This window comes from Saccharothrix lopnurensis (assembly GCF_042658445.1).
GTDB lineage: Bacteria > Actinomycetota > Actinomycetes > Mycobacteriales > Pseudonocardiaceae > Actinosynnema > Actinosynnema lopnurensis.
This window is the reverse complement of the sequence record NZ_JBHSQO010000063.1, coordinates 1-17280: the sequence shown is the minus strand read 5'-3', so window position 1 is coordinate 17280 and position 17280 is coordinate 1. Positions and strand designations below refer to the sequence as shown.

The following is a 17280-nucleotide window of genomic DNA, read 5'->3' as shown; positions in this document are numbered from 1 at the left end:
CCCCCTAACGGCCCGCCCACTCCCGCCACACGTCGCGCCGGGCCACCTCCGCGCGCCGGCCGATCCGCACCCGCTGCACCCATGTCGCGGGCAGCCGCAGCAGCGTTTCCGCCAACACCTGGACGCGCAGGGACACCCGGAAGTTCTCCGCGTCGGGCCGGTCCCGGCGCAGCGGCAGCAGGACCGTGATCGCGGCGAACCTGGCCAGCTCGCGGGCCACCACCGGCGCCGGGGCGCAGCGCAGCAGCATGAGCAGGCGGTTGCGCTCGTTCCAGCGGTGGAACAGCCGGGAGCCGGGGCGGGTGCTCGCGCCGTGCCGGTGGCGGACCCGCGCCGGGCCGACCGACAGCACGCGGTGGCCGTTCAGGCGCAGCCGCCAGGCCGTGTCGGTGTCCTCGTAGTAGCAGAAGAAGCTCTCCGGGACGCCGCCCGCCGCCTCCAGCGCACCCGTCCGGACCAGCGCCGCGCCACCGCAGAAGCCGAACACCTCGCGGTCCGCGAGCACCAGGTCCGCGCCGTGGCCGTCGCCGGTGAGGCGCACGCCGACCGACTGGGTCGAGCCGTCGACCAGCAGCACCGACGAGGTCGCGGCGGCGGCGCCGGGTGAGGCGTCGAGGGCGTCCTCCAGGGCGGCCAGCCAGCCCTCGTCCGGTGCCGCGTCGTCGTTGAGCCAGGCCACGTACTCGGTGGTCACGCCCGGCAGCGCCGCGGCCAGGCCGCCCGCGTAACCGCGGTTGACCGGCAGGCGCAGCACCTCCGGGCGGCTCGGGTGGGCGGCCAGCAGGTCCGCCGTGCCGTCATCGGAGGCGTTGTCCACCACGACTGTCCGGTGTGGACGTTGCCGGGCCAGGGCGTCCAGGCACGCGGTGATGTGGTCGCGACCGCGCCACGTCACCACGACCACCGTCGTCCGCGGGTTCGACACGGCGTGAGACGGTACGCGACGTGCCGAACCTCGTCGTGTTGACCGAGCAGTTGCTGGCCCCCGTGCCGGGCGGTACCGGCCGGTACACGCGGGAGCTGGCCGCCGCGCTGGCCCGCACCGCGCCCGCCGGGTGGACCGTGACCGGCGCGGTGAGCAGGCACGCGGACGTCTCGGCGGCCGTCGTGCCGGGGGTCGGGGGGCCGCGGGTGCTGCCGCTGCCGCGGCGCGCGCTGATCGCGGCGTGGGAGCGGGGCGTGCCGTACTGGCCGGGCGGCGACTCGGTGCACGCCTGCACGCCGCTCGCGCCGCCGCGCGGCCGGGTCGTGGTGACCGTGCACGACACCGTGCCGTGGACCCACCCGGAGACGCTGACGCCGCGCGGCGCGGCGTGGCACCGGCGCGTGATCGGGCGCGCGACCGCGGGGGCGGCCGGGATCGTGGTACCCACGGCGGCGGTGGCCGACGAGCTGCGCCGGCGCGCGCCCGGACCCGCGCCCGTGCACGTGGTGCCCCACGGCGTGACCGCGTTCACCGGGGAGGAGCCGGTGGACCTGCCGCCCCGGTACGTGCTGGCCGTCGGCACCGTCGAGCCGCGCAAGGGGTTCGACCTGCTGGTCGCCGCGACCGCCGAGCTGGGCGTGCCGCTGGTCGTCGTCGGGCCGCCGGGCTGGGGCGGGGTGGACCTGCGGGCGCCGCACGTGACGCTGCTGGGGCGGGTGGACGACGCGCGGCTGGCGTTCGTCCTGCGGCGGGCCGCGGTGCTGGCCGTGCCGAGCCTGGCCGAGGGGTTCGGCCTGCCGGTGGTGGAGGCGATGGCGGCCGGGGTGCCCGTGGTGCACTCCGACGCCCCGGCGCTGGTCGAGGTGGCGGGCGGCGCGGGCGTGGCGGTGCCGCGCGGCGACCGGGTGGCGCTGGCGGCCGGGTTGCGCTCGGTGCTGTCCGACCCCGCGCTGAGCGAGAGGCTGGTCACGTCGGGCCGTACCCGGGCAGGGGCTTTCACCTGGGAGAACGCGGCGAGGTCGGTGTGGCGGGCGCACCTGGCGCTGTTTGGTTAAGCAACCGTTTGCGTCATTTCGAGGCCACCCGCCGGCCGCCGGTCGTACCCTTCACCGCGTGTCGCCCGCCGAACCCAGCGTGCTGATCGACGCCACCGCCGTCCCGACCGACCGAGGTGGTGTCGGGCGGTACGTGGACTCCCTGGTGGCCGCGCTGGACGCGGACGGCGCCCGGATCAGCGTGGTGTGCCAACCCCGGGACGCCGCGCTGTACGGCGCGCTGGCCCCGAACTCGCGGGTCGTCGCGGCGACCGAGGCCGTGGCCACCCGCACCGCCCGGCTGACCTGGGAGCAGACCACGCTGCCGCGCCTGGCGAACCGGCTCGGCGTGACCGTGGTGCACTCGCCCCACTACACCGTGCCGCTGGCGAACCGGACGGCGTCGGTGGTGACGCTGCACGACGCGACCTTCTTCACCGACCCGGTGCTGCACTCGTCGGTGAAGGCGAGGTTCTTCCGGGCCTGGACGCGGGCCTCCCTGCGCCGCGCGGAGCTGTGCGTGGTGCCGTCCCGGGCGACCGCGGACGAGCTGGCGCGGGTGGCCGGCGCGGAGCGGCAGGCGCTGCACATCGCCCAGCACGGCGTGGACACCGAGCGGTTCCACCCGCCCGCGGCGGCGGAGGTGGCGGAGGTGCGGCGGCTGCTGTCGCTGGGCGACGCGCCGTACGTGGCGTTCCTGGGCGCGCTGGAGCCGCGCAAGAACGTGCCGGCGCTGATCCGCGGGTTCGCGCAGGCGTGCCGGGGCCGGGCGAACCCGCCCGCGCTGGTGCTGGCCGGGCAGCCGGGGTGGGACGGCCAGGTCGAGCGGGCGCTGGACGCGGTGCCGCACCGGATTCGCGTGATCCGGGCGGGCTACCTGCCGTTCCCGGCGCTGGCCGGGTTCCTGGGCGGCGCGGAGCTGGTGGCCTACCCGTCGCTGGGCGAGGGGTTCGGGCTGCCGGTGCTGGAGGCCATGGCGTGCGGCGCGGCGGTGCTGACCACGCGGCGGCTGTCGCTGCCCGAGGTGGGCGGCGACGCGGTGGCGTACTGCGGGGTCGGCGCGGGCGACATCGCGGCGGCCCTGGGCGACCTGCTGGACGACCCGGCCCGGCGCGACGCGCTGGCCGCGGCGGCGCTGGTGCGGGCCAAGGACTTCTCCTGGTCCTCGTCGGCGGCGCGGCACCGGCTGGCCTACGAGCGGGCGGTGCGCGTGCACCGGCGCCGCTGAACCCCTTTCGGGCGCACCGCCGCTGAACTCCCGCGCCTGCACCGCCGCTGGACCCCTTTCGGGTGCTCCGTGCACTTCCCCTTGCCCCATCTATACCCCCTAGGGGTATGGTGGCCGGCATGGAGTCGACCTGGTCCATGGCCGTTTCGGCCACCCTGCACTGCCTCACCGGCTGCGCCGTCGGCGAGGTGCTCGGCATGGTCGTCGGCACCGCGCTCGGCCTGCCCCCCTGGGGCACCGTGGCCCTCGCGGTGGCGCTGGCGTTCTTCTTCGGCTACCTGATCACGCTGCGGCGGGTGCTGGGGTTCGGCCTGGCCCTCGGCGCGGCGGTGAAGCTCGCGCTGGCCGCCGACACCGCCTCGATCGCCGTCATGGAGCTCGTCGACAACGCGATCATGCTGGTGGTGCCCGGCGCGATGACCGCGGGCGTGGCGTCCCCGCTGTTCTGGGGCGCGCTGGCGTTCTCGCTGGCGGTGGCGTTCGTGCTCACCGTGCCGGTGAACCGGTGGTTGATCGCGCGGGGGAAGGGGCACGCGGTCATGCACCACGTCCACTCCCACTAGGGTGACGCGGGTGACGCGCTACGGAGACGGACTGGCGGTCGTGACCGTCACCTACTCGCCGGGGGAAACCCTGGAGACCTTCCTGTCCACCCTCGCCACGGCCACCACCCGGCCGCTGTCGGTGGTGCTCGCGGACAACGGGTCCACCGACGGCGTGCCCGAGCGCGCCGCCGAGGAGCACGAGCACGTGACGTTCCTGCCGACCGGCGGCAACCTCGGCTACGGCGGGGGCGCCAACCGGGGCGTGGCGTCCCTGTCGCGGGACGTGGGCTGGGTCGTGGTGGCCAACCCGGACCTGTCGTGGGGCGAGGGCAGCCTGGACGTGCTGCTGGAGGCGGCCAAGCGGTGGCCGCGCGGTGGCGCGTTCGGCCCGCTGATCCGGGAGCCGTCCGGCGCGGTGTACCCGTCCGCGCGCCTGCTGCCGTCCCTCGGGCGGGGCCTGGGCCACGCCGTGCTGGGACCCGTGTGGCCGGGCAACCCCTGGTCCCGGGAGTACCGGCAGGCGACGGCGGCGGTGGAGGAGCGCACCGCCGGCTGGCTGTCGGGCTCGTGCCTGCTGATGCGCCGCGAGGCGTTCGACTCGGTGGAGGGCTTCGACCCCCGCTACTTCATGTACTTCGAGGACGTGGACCTGGGCGACCGCCTGGGTCGCGCGGGCTGGCTCAACGTGTACGTGCCGGAGGCGGAGGTCGTGCACGTCGGCGGGCACTCCACCCAACGCTCCTCGGCCCGGATGCTGGCCGCCCACCACTCCAGCGCCTACCGGTACCTGTCCGACCGGCACCGGGGCGCGGCGTGGGCGCCGCTGCGGCTGGCCGTGCGGACCGGGCTGGGGCTGCGGTTGAGGGCCGTGACGCGCCGCTGATCCGTTCGGGCGGTCTCGCGCCGGTGCCGCGCCGTTCGCCGGACCGGGTCCGGATGACGTCCCGGTGCGCCGCTCCTCCCCGTACGCGGACGCGGTCGAGCTGCCGGGTGGCGACACCGTGCTGCTGAGGTTCCCGGACCACGCCTCGGCCGCCGCTGTACTGGCCGCGGGAGCGGGTCACCGGGCTGCACCGGGTCGACCGGACCCGGTTGCTGGAGGCGGCGCACGGCGTGGTCGTGGTGACGACGCTGTTCGAGGCGCTGGACGAGGTCGAGCTGCTCGCCCCGGCCCCGGTTGAGCCGGGGCGAGCAGGCGGCGCTGACCACGTCCTCGTGGGCGGGGTCGGACCGGTGGGTGGACCTCGTGACCGCGCTGCCGGGGTCCGCGCTGCCGCTGCCCAGCCCCGAGACGCCGCCCGAACGGGTGGTCGAGGCCCTGACCTCGCTGCTGGTCGCCCTGCTGGCGGCGCGCACGCCCGGCGACCGCGCCGCCTACCGGGCCCTCCGGGAAGCGCAGGAGGACGTCTACAGCTCGGCGGCCTTCTACTTCGAGCCCGTCCTCAAGGTCATGGCCGGTGACCCCTGCGCCACCCCCGACGTGATGCGGGACGTCGTCCGGCTCGGCAGCTTCCTCGACGCCCAGCCGGACTACCTGGTCATCTGCGCCCGCCCGATGCTGGTGCGCGACGGCGACAACACCACCGCCTTCGAGGTGCTCGACCGGGTGTCCCGGGAGCACGGGCCCCTCCGTCCACACCGTCGAGGCGCTGGTCCGCTGCGTCGAACCGGGGATCGAAGCCCAGGCGCGGGCGCGGGTCGCGGACTTCGGCGACCCGGGGGCGTTCCCGGCCCGGTTCGACCTCGCCGCGCTCGCCGAGACCGACCCGGGCCTGGTCACCCGGCTGAGGTGGGCGATGGACTCCCTCGGTCCGGGTCACCTGCCGGCCTGAGGCCGCCTCACACGATCCGGTGGTCCCTGGGCGCGTAGCGGGGCCCGAACCGGGGCTTCCGCACCCCCGACGCCTTGATGTAGCGCACCGCCCGGTGCCGCTGCGGCGCGTACGGGGCCAGCACCTCCGCCATCCCGTCGTCGTCGACCCCGCGCCCCAGCAGCGCCCACCCGACGATCCCGGCCAGGTGGAAGTCCCCGAAGCTCACCGCGTCCGGGTCGCCCCAGGCCCGCTGCGCCACCTCGGCGGCCGTCCACACCCCGATGCCCGGCACCTTCCGCAGCAGCGCCCGCCCGGCCTCGCCGCCCATCCCGAACGCGCCCTCCAACCGGTGCGCGACCTGCGCCGCCGCGACCAGGGCCCACCTGCGGGACCCGTCCACCCCGGCCCGGTGCCACTCCCAGTCGGTGATGCCCAGCACGGCGCGCGGCGTCGGCGGCACGACCAGGCCCGTCGCCGGTCCGGGCGCGGGCGCGCCGAACCGGCGGCACAGCTCCCGGTACGACCGGTGCGCCTCCGACACCGTCACCTTCTGCTCCAGCACCGCAGGCAGCAGCGCGTCCCACACCCGCCCGGTCGCGGTCAGCCGCATCCCCGGCCACCGCCGCCGCGCCTGCTCGACCAGCGGGTGGTGGCAGCGGAACGCCGAATCGTCGTCCCCCGCGCCCAGCAGCGCGGGCAGCCCGTCGAGCAGCCACCCCGCGCCCTCGCCCCACGCCCGCGCCTCCACCGCGTCGGCGCGCCGGACGTGCAGCGTCCCCGGCCCGACCGGGGTGTTGGCGGTCAGCCACACCCCGGCGTCGACCCGGAACGTCGGATCACCCGGCCCCCGCCCCAGCGGCCCCAGCACGACACCGAGGTCCAGCGGGAACGGGGGCGACCAGGTCCTGGTCGTCGGCGTCGGCGTCGTCATCGACCGAGCGCACCGCCCCCGCCCACCGGCGCCGGACGCCTCACCGGCACTGAACGTCTCATCGTCCCGAACATCCCTCCGGACGTCCCATCGGCGCTAGACGTCCGCGGAGAAGCGGACACCCGCCTCGGGCAGCACCACTCCCGGCCACACCCGCGCCCCGCCGACCAGTTCGCACCGGGCGCCGACCACCGCGCCGTCGCCGATCACCGAGTCGATCACCACCGCGCCGGCCTGGACCAGCGCGTTCGCCCCGATCACGCTGCGCTCCACCCGGGCGCCCTCGCCGACCACCGCGCCGTCGAACAGCACCGCGCCGTCGACCACCGCGCCGGCCGCGACCGTGCAGCCCGCGCCGATCGTGGCGCCGCCCCGGACCACCGCGTCCTCGTGCACCGACGCGCCCTCCAGCAGCACCGCCTCGCCCCTCAGCTCCAGGGCCGCGGTCGGCGCGGTGCCGCGCACCAGGTCGGCCGAGCCCCGCACGAACGCGGCGGGCGTGCCCAGGTCGAGCCAGTACGAGGCGTCGACGTGACCCTGCACGCGCGCGCCGGACGCCAGCAGGCCGGGGAAGGTCTCCCGCTCCACCGACACGGGCCTGCCCGCGGGGATGCCCTCGATCACCTCGCGGCGGAAGACGTAGCAACCCGCGTTGATCTGGTCCGTCGGCGGGTCCTCGGTCTTCTCCAGGAACGCCGTGACGCGGCCGTCCTCGTCGGTCGGCACGCACCCGAACCGGCGCGGGTCGTCGACCCGGACCAGGTGCAGGGTGACGTCGGCCCCCGCGTCGCGGTGCGTGGCGAGCACGGCCCGCAGGTCCACACCGGACAGGATGTCGCCGTTGAACACCATCACGTCGCGTTCGCGCAGCTTGTGCGCGACGTTGCGGATCGCGCCCGCCGTGTCCAGCGGCTCGTCCTCCACGACGTACTCCAGCTCCAGGCCGAGCGCCGAGCCGTCGCCGAAGTGCTCCTCGAAGACCTCGGCCTTGTAGGACGTGCCCAGCACGACGTGGGTGATGCCCGCTTCCCTGATCCGCGACAGCAGGTGGGTGAGGAAAGGCACCCCGGCGGTCGGCAGCATGGGCTTGGGGGCGGACAAGGTGAGTGGCCGCAGCCGGGTCCCCTTGCCCCCGACCAGGACCACCGCCTCGGCGCCTTGCAGCTCCGACATGCCGTTTTTCCTCCTCCGCTTACGTCCACCCGTGGTTTGCGAATACTCTGGCACGAGCACTCCGGTGGCACGGGCGGTGGTCCCGTGTCGCGGTGAGGGCGTCCCGACGGCACGCCGGCGTTCCCCGCCGGCCCAAGCACACGCAGGAGAGATCCGGATGGACCCCCGCGCTCGGGCCGACGCGGCGCTCGCCCGTGCTCGTGCACGTGGCATCCACGTCGTGACGCCGGACAACATGACCTCGCCGATGGACTCGTCGGCGACCCAGCAGATCCCGCGCAGCCTGGTCAACGCCGTCGACCCGAAGACCGCCGACCCGGACTCGACCATGGTCCTGGCCGCCCACGTGGCCGCCGGCCGCCCGGCCCCGCCACCTCCCGAACCACAGCCGGAACTGCGCGTGGCCCCGGGCCCGATCCCCACGGTCCAGCAGGTCCAACCCACCCGCCCCAGCCTGTCCCAACGCCTGAACGGCGACACCTGACCCCGCGAGTCGTACGTCCAGACCCCGCGAGTCGTACGTTCCGGTCGACCGTGTCGTACGTTCGCGACCCCCGAGTTCAACGTTCAGGTACCCCTGTCCGGGCGACGAGGGGTGCGCGAACGCTGAACTCGGGGGTCCGGAACGTACGACACGGTGGGTCTGGACGTACGACTCGCGGGGTCTGGGCGTACGACTCGCGCGGGTTGTAAGGGGCCCGGGGCGGGGGTGGCCCGCCCCGGGGGAGGGTCAGCGGAGGGGTGGGGTGGCGCGCTTGGCCAGGTCCAGGGCCTGCTCGGGCCACCACTGGCCGGCCGGTGGGCCGCCCTGGCACTCGCCGTCCGACTCGCCGGGGCGCTTGATCCACAGGAAGGCGTCCACGAGCGGGATGCGGGTGCGCGCGGTCGGGCGCTCGCCCAGGCCCCGGCCCGGTGGGTTGCACCAGTCGGTCTCGCCCCCGCCCGGCGTGTAGTGGCCCTGGCCGTTGCGGCTGGTGTCCAGCACGAAGTGCGTCATCCTCCGCTCGTCCACCCGCAGCGCGTCCAGCTCGGCGTCGGCCGGGCACGTGGTGGCGCCGCGGTGCGTCCGCAGGTAGAGGCACTTGGAGATCCGCGTGCCGTACTGCACGAGGTCCGCGGTGAAGCGGTAGTTGGACGTGTTCAGCGCGAACCCGTCCGCCCGCGCCACGCCGCCCCGCATCAGCCGGTTCACGATGCCCTGCTGCTCACGCGGCTCGCCGTAGCCCGCGTCGTAGTCGTTCAGCGCCTGCCACGCCGAGTGCCCGGCGTCGAGGTACACGCGCGTCTGCCTGCCCCGCTTGAGCGTGTCGACCGCGTGGTTGATCTCCCGGTACCGCTGCGGCACCAGCTCCTCGTCCGGCCCGATCGTGCACCACGGCTCGCTGGTCAGCAGCGCCAGCCCGTCGGGCTCGACGATCACGACCGCCTTGTCGTTGCCGATCCCGGCCGCGAACGCATTGATCCACTCCCGGTACTCCTGCTCGCTGAGCGCGCCGCCCGCCGACCACTGCGAGCAGTCCCGGTAGGGCACGAAGTACGCCACCAGCACCGGCACCTGGCCCTTGCGCTTCGCCGCCCGCACGACGTCGCGCACCCGGGTCCGCACCTGCTCGGCGCCCGCCGTGGTGAACCAGATCGCGGTGGGCTGCTTCGCCACCGCCTCCATCAGCCGGGCGTCCTCGACCCGGCCCTCCTGCCGCCACGCCGCGGCCTGCCGCGCCGCGTTCGAGTCCGGCTCCACGTAGAACGACGTGCCCCTCGGCGGGTGGTGGTGACCGGACCCCGCGTCGGCCACGCCACCCCCGCCGATCACCATGCCGACCGCCGCCAGCACGGCCGGCCAGAGCCGGCGACGTCTTGCCCCGTTGTCCACGTTGACAGCTCCTCACTGCCCTGGGAGCGCTCCCAGAGCGGTGTCAGCATGCAGCGCTATGACCCGGATCACAAGACCTTCAGGCCAGTCGGACGAGTGCCGCGGAGATCATCGGGCGCAGGTCGTCGACGTCCGGCGGCAGCGCGTCCAGCGGCCACCACCGCAGGTCCACGGACTCGGCGCTGCGCGAGTGCCGCGCGTCCACCGGCGCCCGCACCAGGAACCGCACGTCGAAGTGCCGCGTCGGCTTGCCGAGCGAGCACGTGATCGGGTGCACGTCCAGGTGCAGCGGCACCGGCTCGATCACCAGCCCCTCGATCCCGGACTCCTCCGTCGCCTCCCGCAGCGCCGCCCCGGCCAGCGTCAGGTCCCCGGGTTCGCAGTGCCCGCCCAGCTGGAGCCACCGACCGACCCGCGGGTGCAGCGTCAGCAGCGTCCGCTCCCCGGAGGCGTCCAGCACCAGCGCCGACGCCGTGACGTGCCCCGGCTCGCACGACCGCGCGCAGGCGTCCGGCCGGGCGGCCAGGAACCCCAGGTACGCCTGCCGCAACGACTCCTGCCCGTGCTCGGCCGGGCGCCACCCGGCCAACGTCCCCGTGGTGTCCGCGTGCAGGCTCAACGCTCCAGGAACCCTTCGTCCGGTTCGCGCGGCGACCGCGGCGCCAACGCCTCCACGGGGTGGCCGACCGCCACCGCGCCCAGCGGCTCCCAGTCCGCGGGCAGCTCCAGCACCGACCGCACGACGTCCGGGCAGAACAGCGTCGACGACACCCAGCACGACCCGAGCCCCTCGGCGGCCAGCGCCACCAGCAGCCCCTGCACGGCCGCGCCGCCGGCGACGGTGAACATCGTCCGCTCGGCCGAGGCCCGCCGCTCGTCCGGGTAGTCGTGCGCGCCCTCCCGCACCAGGAACGGCACCACGACCTCCGGCGCGTCCCGCAGGAAATCGCCCCGGCCGGTCCGCCGGGCCACCCGCTCCTCGGGCAGCCCGTCGCCCCGCAGGTCGGCCTCCCACCGCGCCCGCATCGCCGCCAGCAGCTCCGCGCGCCGCTCCGTCAGCCGCACGAACCGCACCGGCCGCGTGTGGTGCGGCGCGGGCGCGGTCAACGCCGCCGCCACCGCCCGCCGGATCGCGTCCGGCGACACCGGCTCCGCGGTGAAGGCCCGCACCGAACGGCGCACCAGCACCGCCTCGGCCCGCCCCCGCGCCAGCGCCTCGGCCGTGCCCAGGTGGAACAGGTCCTCCTCCACCGGCCGGGCCAGGTCGCGCGCCGACGAGCCGTCGTCGACCACCGGCAGCCCGCGCACCACCGCCACGGGCACCGCGCCCAGCTTGCCCTTCACCAGGTCGGCCGCCGCGGCGATCTCGTCCGCGACCGCGACCTCGGTCACCACCAGCGGGTTGCCCTGCCGGTCCACCGAGCCCGCGTACCGGTGCAGCACGGCCAGCCCGGACGACCCGATCGCCGCGTCGGTCTGCCCGACCCGCCAGGCCCGGCCCATGGTGTCGGTCACCACCACGGCCACCCGCACGCCCAGCCGCTCGAACAGCGCGGCCCGCAGCGCCGCGGCCGACCCGTCGGGGTCCACCGGCAGCAGCGCGATCTCGTCGCCCGCCACGTTCGAGGCGTCCACCCCGGACGCCGCCTGCACGATGCCGAGCCTGTTCTCGGTGATCAGCGTCCGCCCGCGCCGCGCCAGCACGCGCACCGCCTCGGCCGACACCCACTGCCGCCGCAGCTCGTCCCGCGCCTCGGGGTCGGCGGGCGCCCGCACCAGCCGACCTTCCACTTTGGACAGCACCTTGGACGTCACCACGACCACGTCGTCGTTCCGCAGCCACGGCGCGGCCGACGCCAGCTCGGCCGCCAGGTCGTCACCGGGCCGGAACTCCGGCAGGCCCGGCACCGGCAGCAGCGACACCACGCCCGGCGCCGCGTGGTCGAGTGCCGCGTGGTCCCGCGCCGCGTGGTCGACGGGCCCCCGGTCAGCCAACGCCGACCCCGGCCAGCTCCAGCGCCGCCCGCGCCATCGTGGCGGTCGCGTCCACATCGGACATCAGCAGCGGCACCGCGCGCACCGCCACCCCGGGCACGTCGCAGCGGTCGCCGGTGTGCACCAGCCAGCCGTCCAGCACACCGCCCCGGGTGGTCTTGCGCGACCCGTAGTGCCTGCCCACCGCCTCGGCCGAGGTCTCGACGCCGATCGCCGACAGGCACGCGTCCGCCATCCCGCGCAGCGGCTTGCCGCCCACGATCGGGGACAGCCCGACCACCCCGGCCTCGGTCTTGCGCAACGCGTCCCGCACCCCCGGCACGCCGAGGATCGTGCCCACGCTCACCACCGGGTTCGACGGCGCGAACAGCACCGCGTCGGCCTCCGCGAGCGCGTCGAGCACGCCGGGCGCCGGCGTCGCGGTCCCCGCGCCGACCGAGGCGAACGACCGCGCGGGCAGCGCGGCCCGGTGCCGCACCCACCACTCCTGGAAGTGGATCGCCTTCTCGTCGCCGTCGACGTCCACGACCACGTGCGTCTCCACCCGGTCGTCCGACATCGGCAGCAGCCGCACGCCGGGCTCCCAGCGGTGGCACAGCGCCTCGGTCACGGCCGACAGCGGGTAGCCCGCGCGCAGCATCCGGGTCCGCACCAGGTGCGTGGCGACGTCCCGGTCGCCCAGGCCGAACCACGTCGGGTCCGCGCCGTAGGCCGCCAGCTCCTCCTTGACCGACCACGTCTCGTCCGCCCGGCCCCAGCCGCGCTCCACGTCGATCCCGCCACCGAGGGTGTACATGCAGGTGTCCAGGTCGGGGCAGATCCGCAACCCGTGCATCCACACGTCGTCACCCGTGTTCACCACGGCGGTGATCTCGTGCCCGGGTCCCGACAGGAGTTTGCGCAACCCCACCAGGAACCGCGCCCCGCCAACCCCGCCAACCAGTACGACGACCTTCACGGGACGCCATCCTCCCACCGGGGGTCAGCGCCAGAACAGGAAGGTGTCCGCGCCCACGTAGGCCAGCCACCGGTCGCCCCCGATCAGGTCGAACACCGAGTAGGCGGCGTCGAAGAACAGGGCGTTGACGGTCGGGAACCCGATCAGCACCGCGAACAGCACGAACGGCGCCCACGGCCGCGCCTTGGCGCCGAACTGCCGCGCCGGGTACGACAGGTAGGGCTCGATCACGCCCCACCCGTCCAGGCCGGGGATCGGCAGGATGTTCAGCACGAACGCGATGACCTGCACCGCGGCCAGGTAGGACAGCGCGGCGGCCAGGCCGGGCGCGGGGTCGAACAGCGCCACCGACGCCGCCAGCAGCAGGCCCAGCACCAGGTTGCTCACCGGTCCGGCCAGCGACACCATCGACTGCACCCGCCGGTCGCGCAGCGCGTGGTGGTTGATCCACACCGCGCCGCCGGGCAGCGGGATGCCGCCGAACGCCAGCAGCACCAGGGGCAGCACGATGCTGAACACCGGGTCGGTGTACCGGCGGATGTCCAGCGTCAGGTAGCCCTTCTCCTTGACCGCGTGGTCGCCGCCCCGGTAGGCCACCACCGCGTGGCCGAACTCGTGCAGGCACAGTGAAACCGCCCACCCCCCGAGCACGAACAGCACCGTGCCCAGCGTGCGCAGGGCGTCGTCGAACAGGGTCAGCACGGCGCCTGCCACCGTCACCGCGAGCAGGCTGAGGAACAGTGGACTCGGACGCACCGCTGATCGCTTCACCCCACCAGTGTGGCCCGCCGGACCCACCCCAGGTAGTCCGACCGGTGGGCCGTTCGAGCAGGCGTCATCGCCGGGAGCAGCGCTTGAATCACCGTCTGTGCTGCTGGTCAAGGTTTTTGCGGCCATCTGCGCGAATATCCCCCGTCCTGTGGACTCCGCTTGACCGGGTGTTGTGACACAGGTGTAATCACATCGGTGTCATTCGTCGTTGTGGGGACGGCGAGTGGTGTCCGCCAACCGGGGAGAGCGGAAGGCGAGGAGGCGGACTGTGCAGGAACCCTTTACCCAGGAATTCGACGGGGGTCGCATCGTGGACGGGGACGTCCCGGCACCTGAGCCGGTCGTGCTCGACCTGTTCGACGTGACCGATGAGCAGGACTGGCAGGAGCGCGCCCTGTGCGCGCAGACGGACCCCGAGGCGTTCTTCCCCGAGAAGGGCGGCTCCACCAGGGAGGCCAAGCGCATCTGTCTGGGCTGCGAGGTGCGGGCGGAGTGCCTGGAGTACGCCCTCCAGCACGACGAGCGCTTCGGCATCTGGGGCGGGCTGTCCGAACGCGAGCGGAGGAAGCTGAAGAAGCGCGCCGTGTGATCGCTTGAGATCGCCCTGGCTTACCGTGGGTCCCCCACGGCGTAGTCGGACGACCTTGCGAGGAGCGGCACTTGACGAGCGGGGCTGCTCCACGGCTGCGCACCGCACCCGTGCTGGCGGTGCTGGTGTGCCACGACGGCGACCGCTGGCTCGGCACGGCGCTGTCCGCGCTGCGCCGGCAGCGACCGCGCCCGCGGCACGTGATCGCGGTCGACACCGGGTCCGTCGATGGGACCGCCGGCCTCCTCGCCGAGGCCGCCGAAGGTACCGATCGGGTGATTGACGGCGTGCTGACGTCGGCGCGCGGCACGGGGTTCGGCGAGGCCGTGCACGCCGCCGTGGAGCACGCCGTGAAGCGGTGGGGCGACCCGGGCGCGTGGGTGTGGGTGCTGCACGACGACTGCGCGCCCGAACCGGACTGCCTGTCCGCGCTGCTGACCGCCGCGGAGGTGTCCCCCTCGGCCGCCGTGCTGGGGCCCCTGGCCCTGGACTGGGCCGACCCGCGGCTGGTCGTCGAGGCCGGGCTGTCCACCGACACCTCCGGGCACCGGCAGACCGGCATCGGCGCGGCCGAGCCCGCCGGGGCGTTCGAGCAGAGCACCGAGGTGCTGGCGGTGCCCTCGGCAGGCTCGCTGGTGCGGCGCGCGGTGTGGGAGGAGCTCGGCGGCTACGACCGGGCGATGCCGCTGCTGCGCGAGGACCTCGACTTCGGCTGGCGGGCGAACCTCGCCGGCCACCTGGTGCTGTCCGTGCCGGTGGCGCGGATGCGGCACGCGCGGGCGATCGGGCGCGGCCTGCGGCGGCTGGACGCGGCCGCGGCGCGCCCCGGACCCGCGCCGCGCGGCATCGACCGGGCCCACGGGCTGCGAACGTTCCTGGTGAACTGCGGCGCGCCGGCGTTCGCGCTGGGGCTGCCGCCGTTCGCGGTGCTCGCCGTGCTGCGCGCCCTGGGCTTCCTGCTGCTGCGGCGGTTCTCCGACGCGCACGCCGAGGTGGGCGCGCTGCGGTACCTGCTGAGCGGGCGGGCGGGGCTGCTGGCGGGTCGCGCCGAGCGGCCGGAGCACGGCGTGGTGCGCGGGCTGTCCACCAGTCGGCTGACCCGGGCGCGCAACGCGGTCCGCGCCGCCTCTGCTCACCTGATCAGGCGACGCGTCGAGGCGGACCTGGCGCTCGGGCGGCTGCCCGACGACGACCGGCGGCCCGTGGCGTGGTCCCTGCCGTCCGAAGTGGAGCGTCCGCTGATCGGGCCCGCCGCGCTGCCCGCGGGCGTGCTGACGCGGCGGCGGCCCGTGCGGGCGACGGGCGGTCTGCGGCGGCCGGCGGTGACCGTGCCGGTGGAGGCGCCGCCCCCGCACGGCCGGGCGCCGCGGCCCTCACCCCGGCCGCGGCCCTCGCCGGTGCCGCGCGGCACCACCGCCGTCCCGCGGGGCATCGTGTTCGTCGAGGTCGACCGGGCGCGGGTGCTGCGGTCGCTGCTGCTCGGGCCGCCGCTGCTGCTCGTGCTCGGGCTGGCGGTGTTCGGGGTGCTGGCCAACGCGTCCCGGCTCGGCCTGGACCTGGCCGGCGGGCGGCTGCTGCCGGTGGACGACCTGACCGGGACCTGGTCGGCGTACCTGGCGGCCTGGCACCCGGTGGCGGGCGGCACGACCGCGCCCGCGCCCGCCGCGCTGGCCGTGCTCGGCGTGCTGGGGGTGCCGTTCGGCTCGCCCGCCGTGCTGGTGGCGGTGCTGTTCCTCGGCGACGCGCCGCTGGCCGGGCTGTCCGCCTACGCGGCGACGCGGCGGCTGCCCGTGCGGCGGCCGGTGCGGGCGCTGGTGGCGGCCGGGTACGCGCTGCTGCCCGCGGCGACGGCGGCGGTGGGCCAGGGCCGGCTGGACGTCGTGGTGGTGCACGTGCTGCTGCCGCTGGTGGCCGCCGGGGTGGTGTCGGTGCTGCGCGGCGGGGCCGGGGTGTCGTGGCTGCCGGTGGCGTCGGGCACGGCGCTGGCGGTGGCGGCGCTGGGCGCGTTCTCGCCGCTGGTGCACGGGCTGGTGGCGCTGGCGGCGCTGGTCGGGTTCGTCGCCGTGCCCGGCCGGGCGGGCGACGGCCGGCGGCGGGTCGCGTCGCTGTTCGTGGTGGTGCTGCTGCCGGTGGCGCTGCTGCTGCCGTGGCCCGCGGTCGTGCTCCAGCACCCGTCGGTGGTGCTGCACGGGGTGGGCGCGTTCGCCGGGACGCCCCCCGTCGACGTGGTGGACCTGCTGTCGCTGCGGCCCGGCGGACCGGGGGCGGTGCCGTTCGTCGGGCTGCTGGTCGTGGTCCTGGCCCTCGCCGCGGCGGCGCTGCGCCCGCACCGGTCGATGCTGGCGGGGCTGGCCGTGGCGGTGCTCGGCGGGCTGGCGGTGGTCGTGGTGCGGACCGCGGCGGTGGCGCCGCTGCCCGGCGGACCGGCCCAGCCCGGGTGGTCGGGCGCGCCGCTGGTGGTGGTCGGCTGGGGGCTGCTGTGGGTGGTGCTCTCGGCGTTCCGGCGGGACGTGGCGCCCCTGCCGTTCACGCGCGTGGTGTCGGCGGTCGGCGCCGTCTCCGTCCTGGCGCTGGCCTGCGCCGGGTTCGTCGGCCTGCGCTCGGGCCCCCTGACCGCCGCCGCGGCCCGGCTGCCGTCGACGCTGGAGCAGGAGTTGGCGCAGACCGGTCGCTCGGTGCTCGTGCTGGGCGAGCCGACCCGCCTGGTGGCGGGCCGGCTGCCCGCGTTCGGCGACGACGACCACGTGCCCGTCGCGGCGGCCACCACGCGCCTGGCGCGCTGGACGCGCGAGCTGACGGGCGGTTCGCCGGACGTGGCGCGGACCGCGCTGGCCCAGGCCGCGGCCTCGGGCGTGGCGTTCGTGGTGCTGCCGGACCTGGGCGCGGCGCAGCGGCTGCGCGACGCGGCGGGCGACCTGGTGTCGGTCACCCCGTCGATGACCGACGGCCGCCCGGTGCTGCGGGTGCAGCTGGCGGCCGGCAACGCGGTGCTGCTGTCGCCCGAGCTGGCCCGCCGCGCCCGCACCGGCGGCACCCCGCCCACCGACCTGGTCGCGCCCGGCACCGCCCCGGTCGAGGCCGCGCCGCCGGAGGTGGCCGTGCGGGTGTCCGAAGGACCGGAGGGCCGCCTGCTCGTGCTGGCGGCGGCGGAGGAGCCGGGCTGGCGCGCGTGGGTCGACGGCCGCGAGGTGGCCACCGTCCGGGCGTGGGGCCACCTGGTCGGCGTGACGCTGCCCACCACGGCCTCGGAGGTCCGCGTGGAGGCGTCGTCCACGCTGCGCGAACTCCTCCTGCTCCTCCAGGCGGCCGCGACCCTGTTCACCCTGCTGACCGCCCTGCCGACCCGCCGCCGACCCGTCGCGAACGGTGAACTCGGGGGTCGCGAACGTACGACACGGTGGTCCTGAACGTACGACTCGCGCACGTGTCGAACACTCGCGCCGC

16 protein-coding genes and 1 pseudogene are annotated in these 17280 nt (G+C 75.8%); 9 read left to right on the top strand and 8 right to left on the bottom strand.

The window, feature by feature from the left end:
• Positions 1 to 4: 4 nt before the first annotated feature.
• Positions 5 to 925, bottom strand: coding sequence for a glycosyltransferase family 2 protein (locus tag ACFP3R_RS34510; RefSeq protein ID WP_380642627.1), 921 nt, complete (start codon positions 923 to 925; stop codon positions 5 to 7).
• Between the two features lie 20 nt (positions 926 to 945).
• Between ACFP3R_RS34510 and ACFP3R_RS34505 the strand changes: the two genes are divergently transcribed.
• The 6 genes and pseudogenes from ACFP3R_RS34505 (at position 946) to ACFP3R_RS34480 (ending at position 5602) form a co-directional block, all read left to right on the top strand.
• Positions 946 to 1980 (top strand): glycosyltransferase family 4 protein, encoded by a 1035-nt coding sequence (locus ACFP3R_RS34505; RefSeq protein ID WP_380642625.1) that lies wholly within the window; start codon positions 946 to 948, stop codon positions 1978 to 1980.
• Positions 1981 to 2059: 79 nt separating this feature from the next.
• Positions 2060 to 3187, top strand: a complete 1128-nt coding sequence (locus ACFP3R_RS34500) for a glycosyltransferase family 4 protein (RefSeq protein ID WP_380642673.1) — start codon at positions 2060 to 2062, stop codon at positions 3185 to 3187.
• A 137-nt stretch (positions 3188 to 3324) separates the two neighbouring features.
• Positions 3325 to 3750 (top strand): DUF4396 domain-containing protein, encoded by a 426-nt coding sequence (locus ACFP3R_RS34495; protein ID WP_380642671.1) that lies wholly within the window; start codon positions 3325 to 3327, stop codon positions 3748 to 3750.
• A 10-nt stretch (positions 3751 to 3760) separates the two neighbouring features.
• Positions 3761 to 4615 carry a glycosyltransferase family 2 protein gene (locus tag ACFP3R_RS34490; RefSeq protein WP_380642623.1) on the top strand — a complete coding sequence of 285 codons (855 nt, stop codon included), beginning with the start codon at positions 3761 to 3763 and terminating at the stop codon, positions 4613 to 4615.
• A 155-nt stretch (positions 4616 to 4770) separates the two neighbouring features.
• A pseudogene (locus ACFP3R_RS34485) lies at positions 4771 to 4887 on the top strand (NACHT N-terminal helical domain 7-containing protein); the annotation flags it as partial.
• Between the two features lie 22 nt (positions 4888 to 4909).
• Complete coding sequence (locus tag ACFP3R_RS34480) at positions 4910 to 5602, top strand: hypothetical protein (protein WP_380642621.1); 693 nt, start codon at positions 4910 to 4912, stop codon at positions 5600 to 5602.
• On the opposite strand, the gene ACFP3R_RS34475 is transcribed toward ACFP3R_RS34480, so the two are convergent.
• A complete protein-coding gene (locus tag ACFP3R_RS34475) occupies positions 5572 to 6477 on the bottom strand; it encodes a DNA-3-methyladenine glycosylase family protein (RefSeq protein WP_380642619.1) in 906 nt (301 codons plus the stop codon). The two genes, ACFP3R_RS34480 and ACFP3R_RS34475, sit on opposite strands and share 31 nt — an antisense overlap.
• A 96-nt stretch (positions 6478 to 6573) precedes the next feature.
• A complete protein-coding gene (gene manB / locus ACFP3R_RS34470; protein ID WP_380642617.1) occupies positions 6574 to 7650 on the bottom strand; it encodes a mannose-1-phosphate guanylyltransferase in 1077 nt (358 codons plus the stop codon).
• 157 nt (positions 7651 to 7807) lie between these two features.
• Here manB and ACFP3R_RS34465 point away from each other — a divergent pair, with 157 nt between their 5' ends.
• Positions 7808 to 8134, top strand: a complete 327-nt coding sequence (locus ACFP3R_RS34465) for a hypothetical protein (RefSeq protein ID WP_380642615.1) — start codon at positions 7808 to 7810, stop codon at positions 8132 to 8134.
• 246 nt (positions 8135 to 8380) lie between these two features.
• Here ACFP3R_RS34465 and ACFP3R_RS34460 read toward each other — a convergent pair whose 3' ends face one another.
• The 5 genes from ACFP3R_RS34460 to ACFP3R_RS34440 form a co-directional block, all read right to left on the bottom strand.
• Positions 8381 to 9523, bottom strand: coding sequence for a glycoside hydrolase family 6 protein (locus ACFP3R_RS34460; protein WP_380642613.1), 1143 nt, complete (start codon positions 9521 to 9523; stop codon positions 8381 to 8383).
• 79 nt (positions 9524 to 9602) lie between these two features.
• Complete coding sequence (locus tag ACFP3R_RS34455) at positions 9603 to 10142, bottom strand: NUDIX hydrolase (protein ID WP_380642611.1); 540 nt, start codon at positions 10140 to 10142, stop codon at positions 9603 to 9605.
• A complete protein-coding gene (locus tag ACFP3R_RS34450) occupies positions 10139 to 11575 on the bottom strand; it encodes a coenzyme F420-0:L-glutamate ligase (protein WP_380642609.1) in 1437 nt (478 codons plus the stop codon). The genes ACFP3R_RS34455 and ACFP3R_RS34450 overlap by 4 nt, the downstream gene beginning before the upstream one ends.
• Entirely contained in the window at positions 11511 to 12476 is a 966-nt protein-coding gene (cofD, locus tag ACFP3R_RS34445) for a 2-phospho-L-lactate transferase (protein WP_380642607.1), read from the bottom strand. Before cofD ends, ACFP3R_RS34450 begins: the two co-directional genes overlap by 65 nt.
• A 24-nt stretch (positions 12477 to 12500) precedes the next feature.
• The gene (locus ACFP3R_RS34440; RefSeq protein ID WP_380642605.1) at positions 12501 to 13247 is read right to left on the bottom strand and encodes a site-2 protease family protein; all 747 of its coding nucleotides are present in this window, start codon (positions 13245 to 13247) and stop codon (positions 12501 to 12503) included.
• 307 nt (positions 13248 to 13554) lie between these two features.
• Between ACFP3R_RS34440 and ACFP3R_RS34435 the strand changes: the two genes are divergently transcribed.
• Both ACFP3R_RS34435 and ACFP3R_RS34430 read left to right on the top strand, forming a co-directional pair.
• Positions 13555 to 13836, top strand: coding sequence for a WhiB family transcriptional regulator (locus ACFP3R_RS34435; RefSeq protein ID WP_033429204.1), 282 nt, complete (start codon positions 13555 to 13557; stop codon positions 13834 to 13836).
• Positions 13837 to 13907: 71 nt separating this feature from the next.
• Complete coding sequence (locus ACFP3R_RS34430; RefSeq protein WP_380642603.1) at positions 13908 to 17243, top strand: glycosyltransferase; 3336 nt, start codon at positions 13908 to 13910, stop codon at positions 17241 to 17243.
• The last annotated feature ends 37 nt before the right edge of the window (positions 17244 to 17280 follow it).

Coding starts and splice junctions, on each gene's coding strand:
- ACFP3R_RS34495 (WP_380642671.1), top strand. CDS start 3,325: ATGGCCGTTTCGGCCACCCTGCACTGCCTCACCGGCTGCGCCGTCGGC.
- ACFP3R_RS34475 (WP_380642619.1), bottom strand. CDS start 6,477: ATGACGACGCCGACGCCGACGACCAGGACCTGGTCGCCCCCGTTCCCG.
- manB (WP_380642617.1), bottom strand. CDS start 7,650: ATGTCGGAGCTGCAAGGCGCCGAGGCGGTGGTCCTGGTCGGGGGCAAG.
- ACFP3R_RS34465 (WP_380642615.1), top strand. CDS start 7,808: ATGGACCCCCGCGCTCGGGCCGACGCGGCGCTCGCCCGTGCTCGTGCA.
- ACFP3R_RS34450 (WP_380642609.1), bottom strand. CDS start 11,575: ATGTGGACGCGACCGCCACGATGGCGCGGGCGGCGCTGGAGCTGGCCG.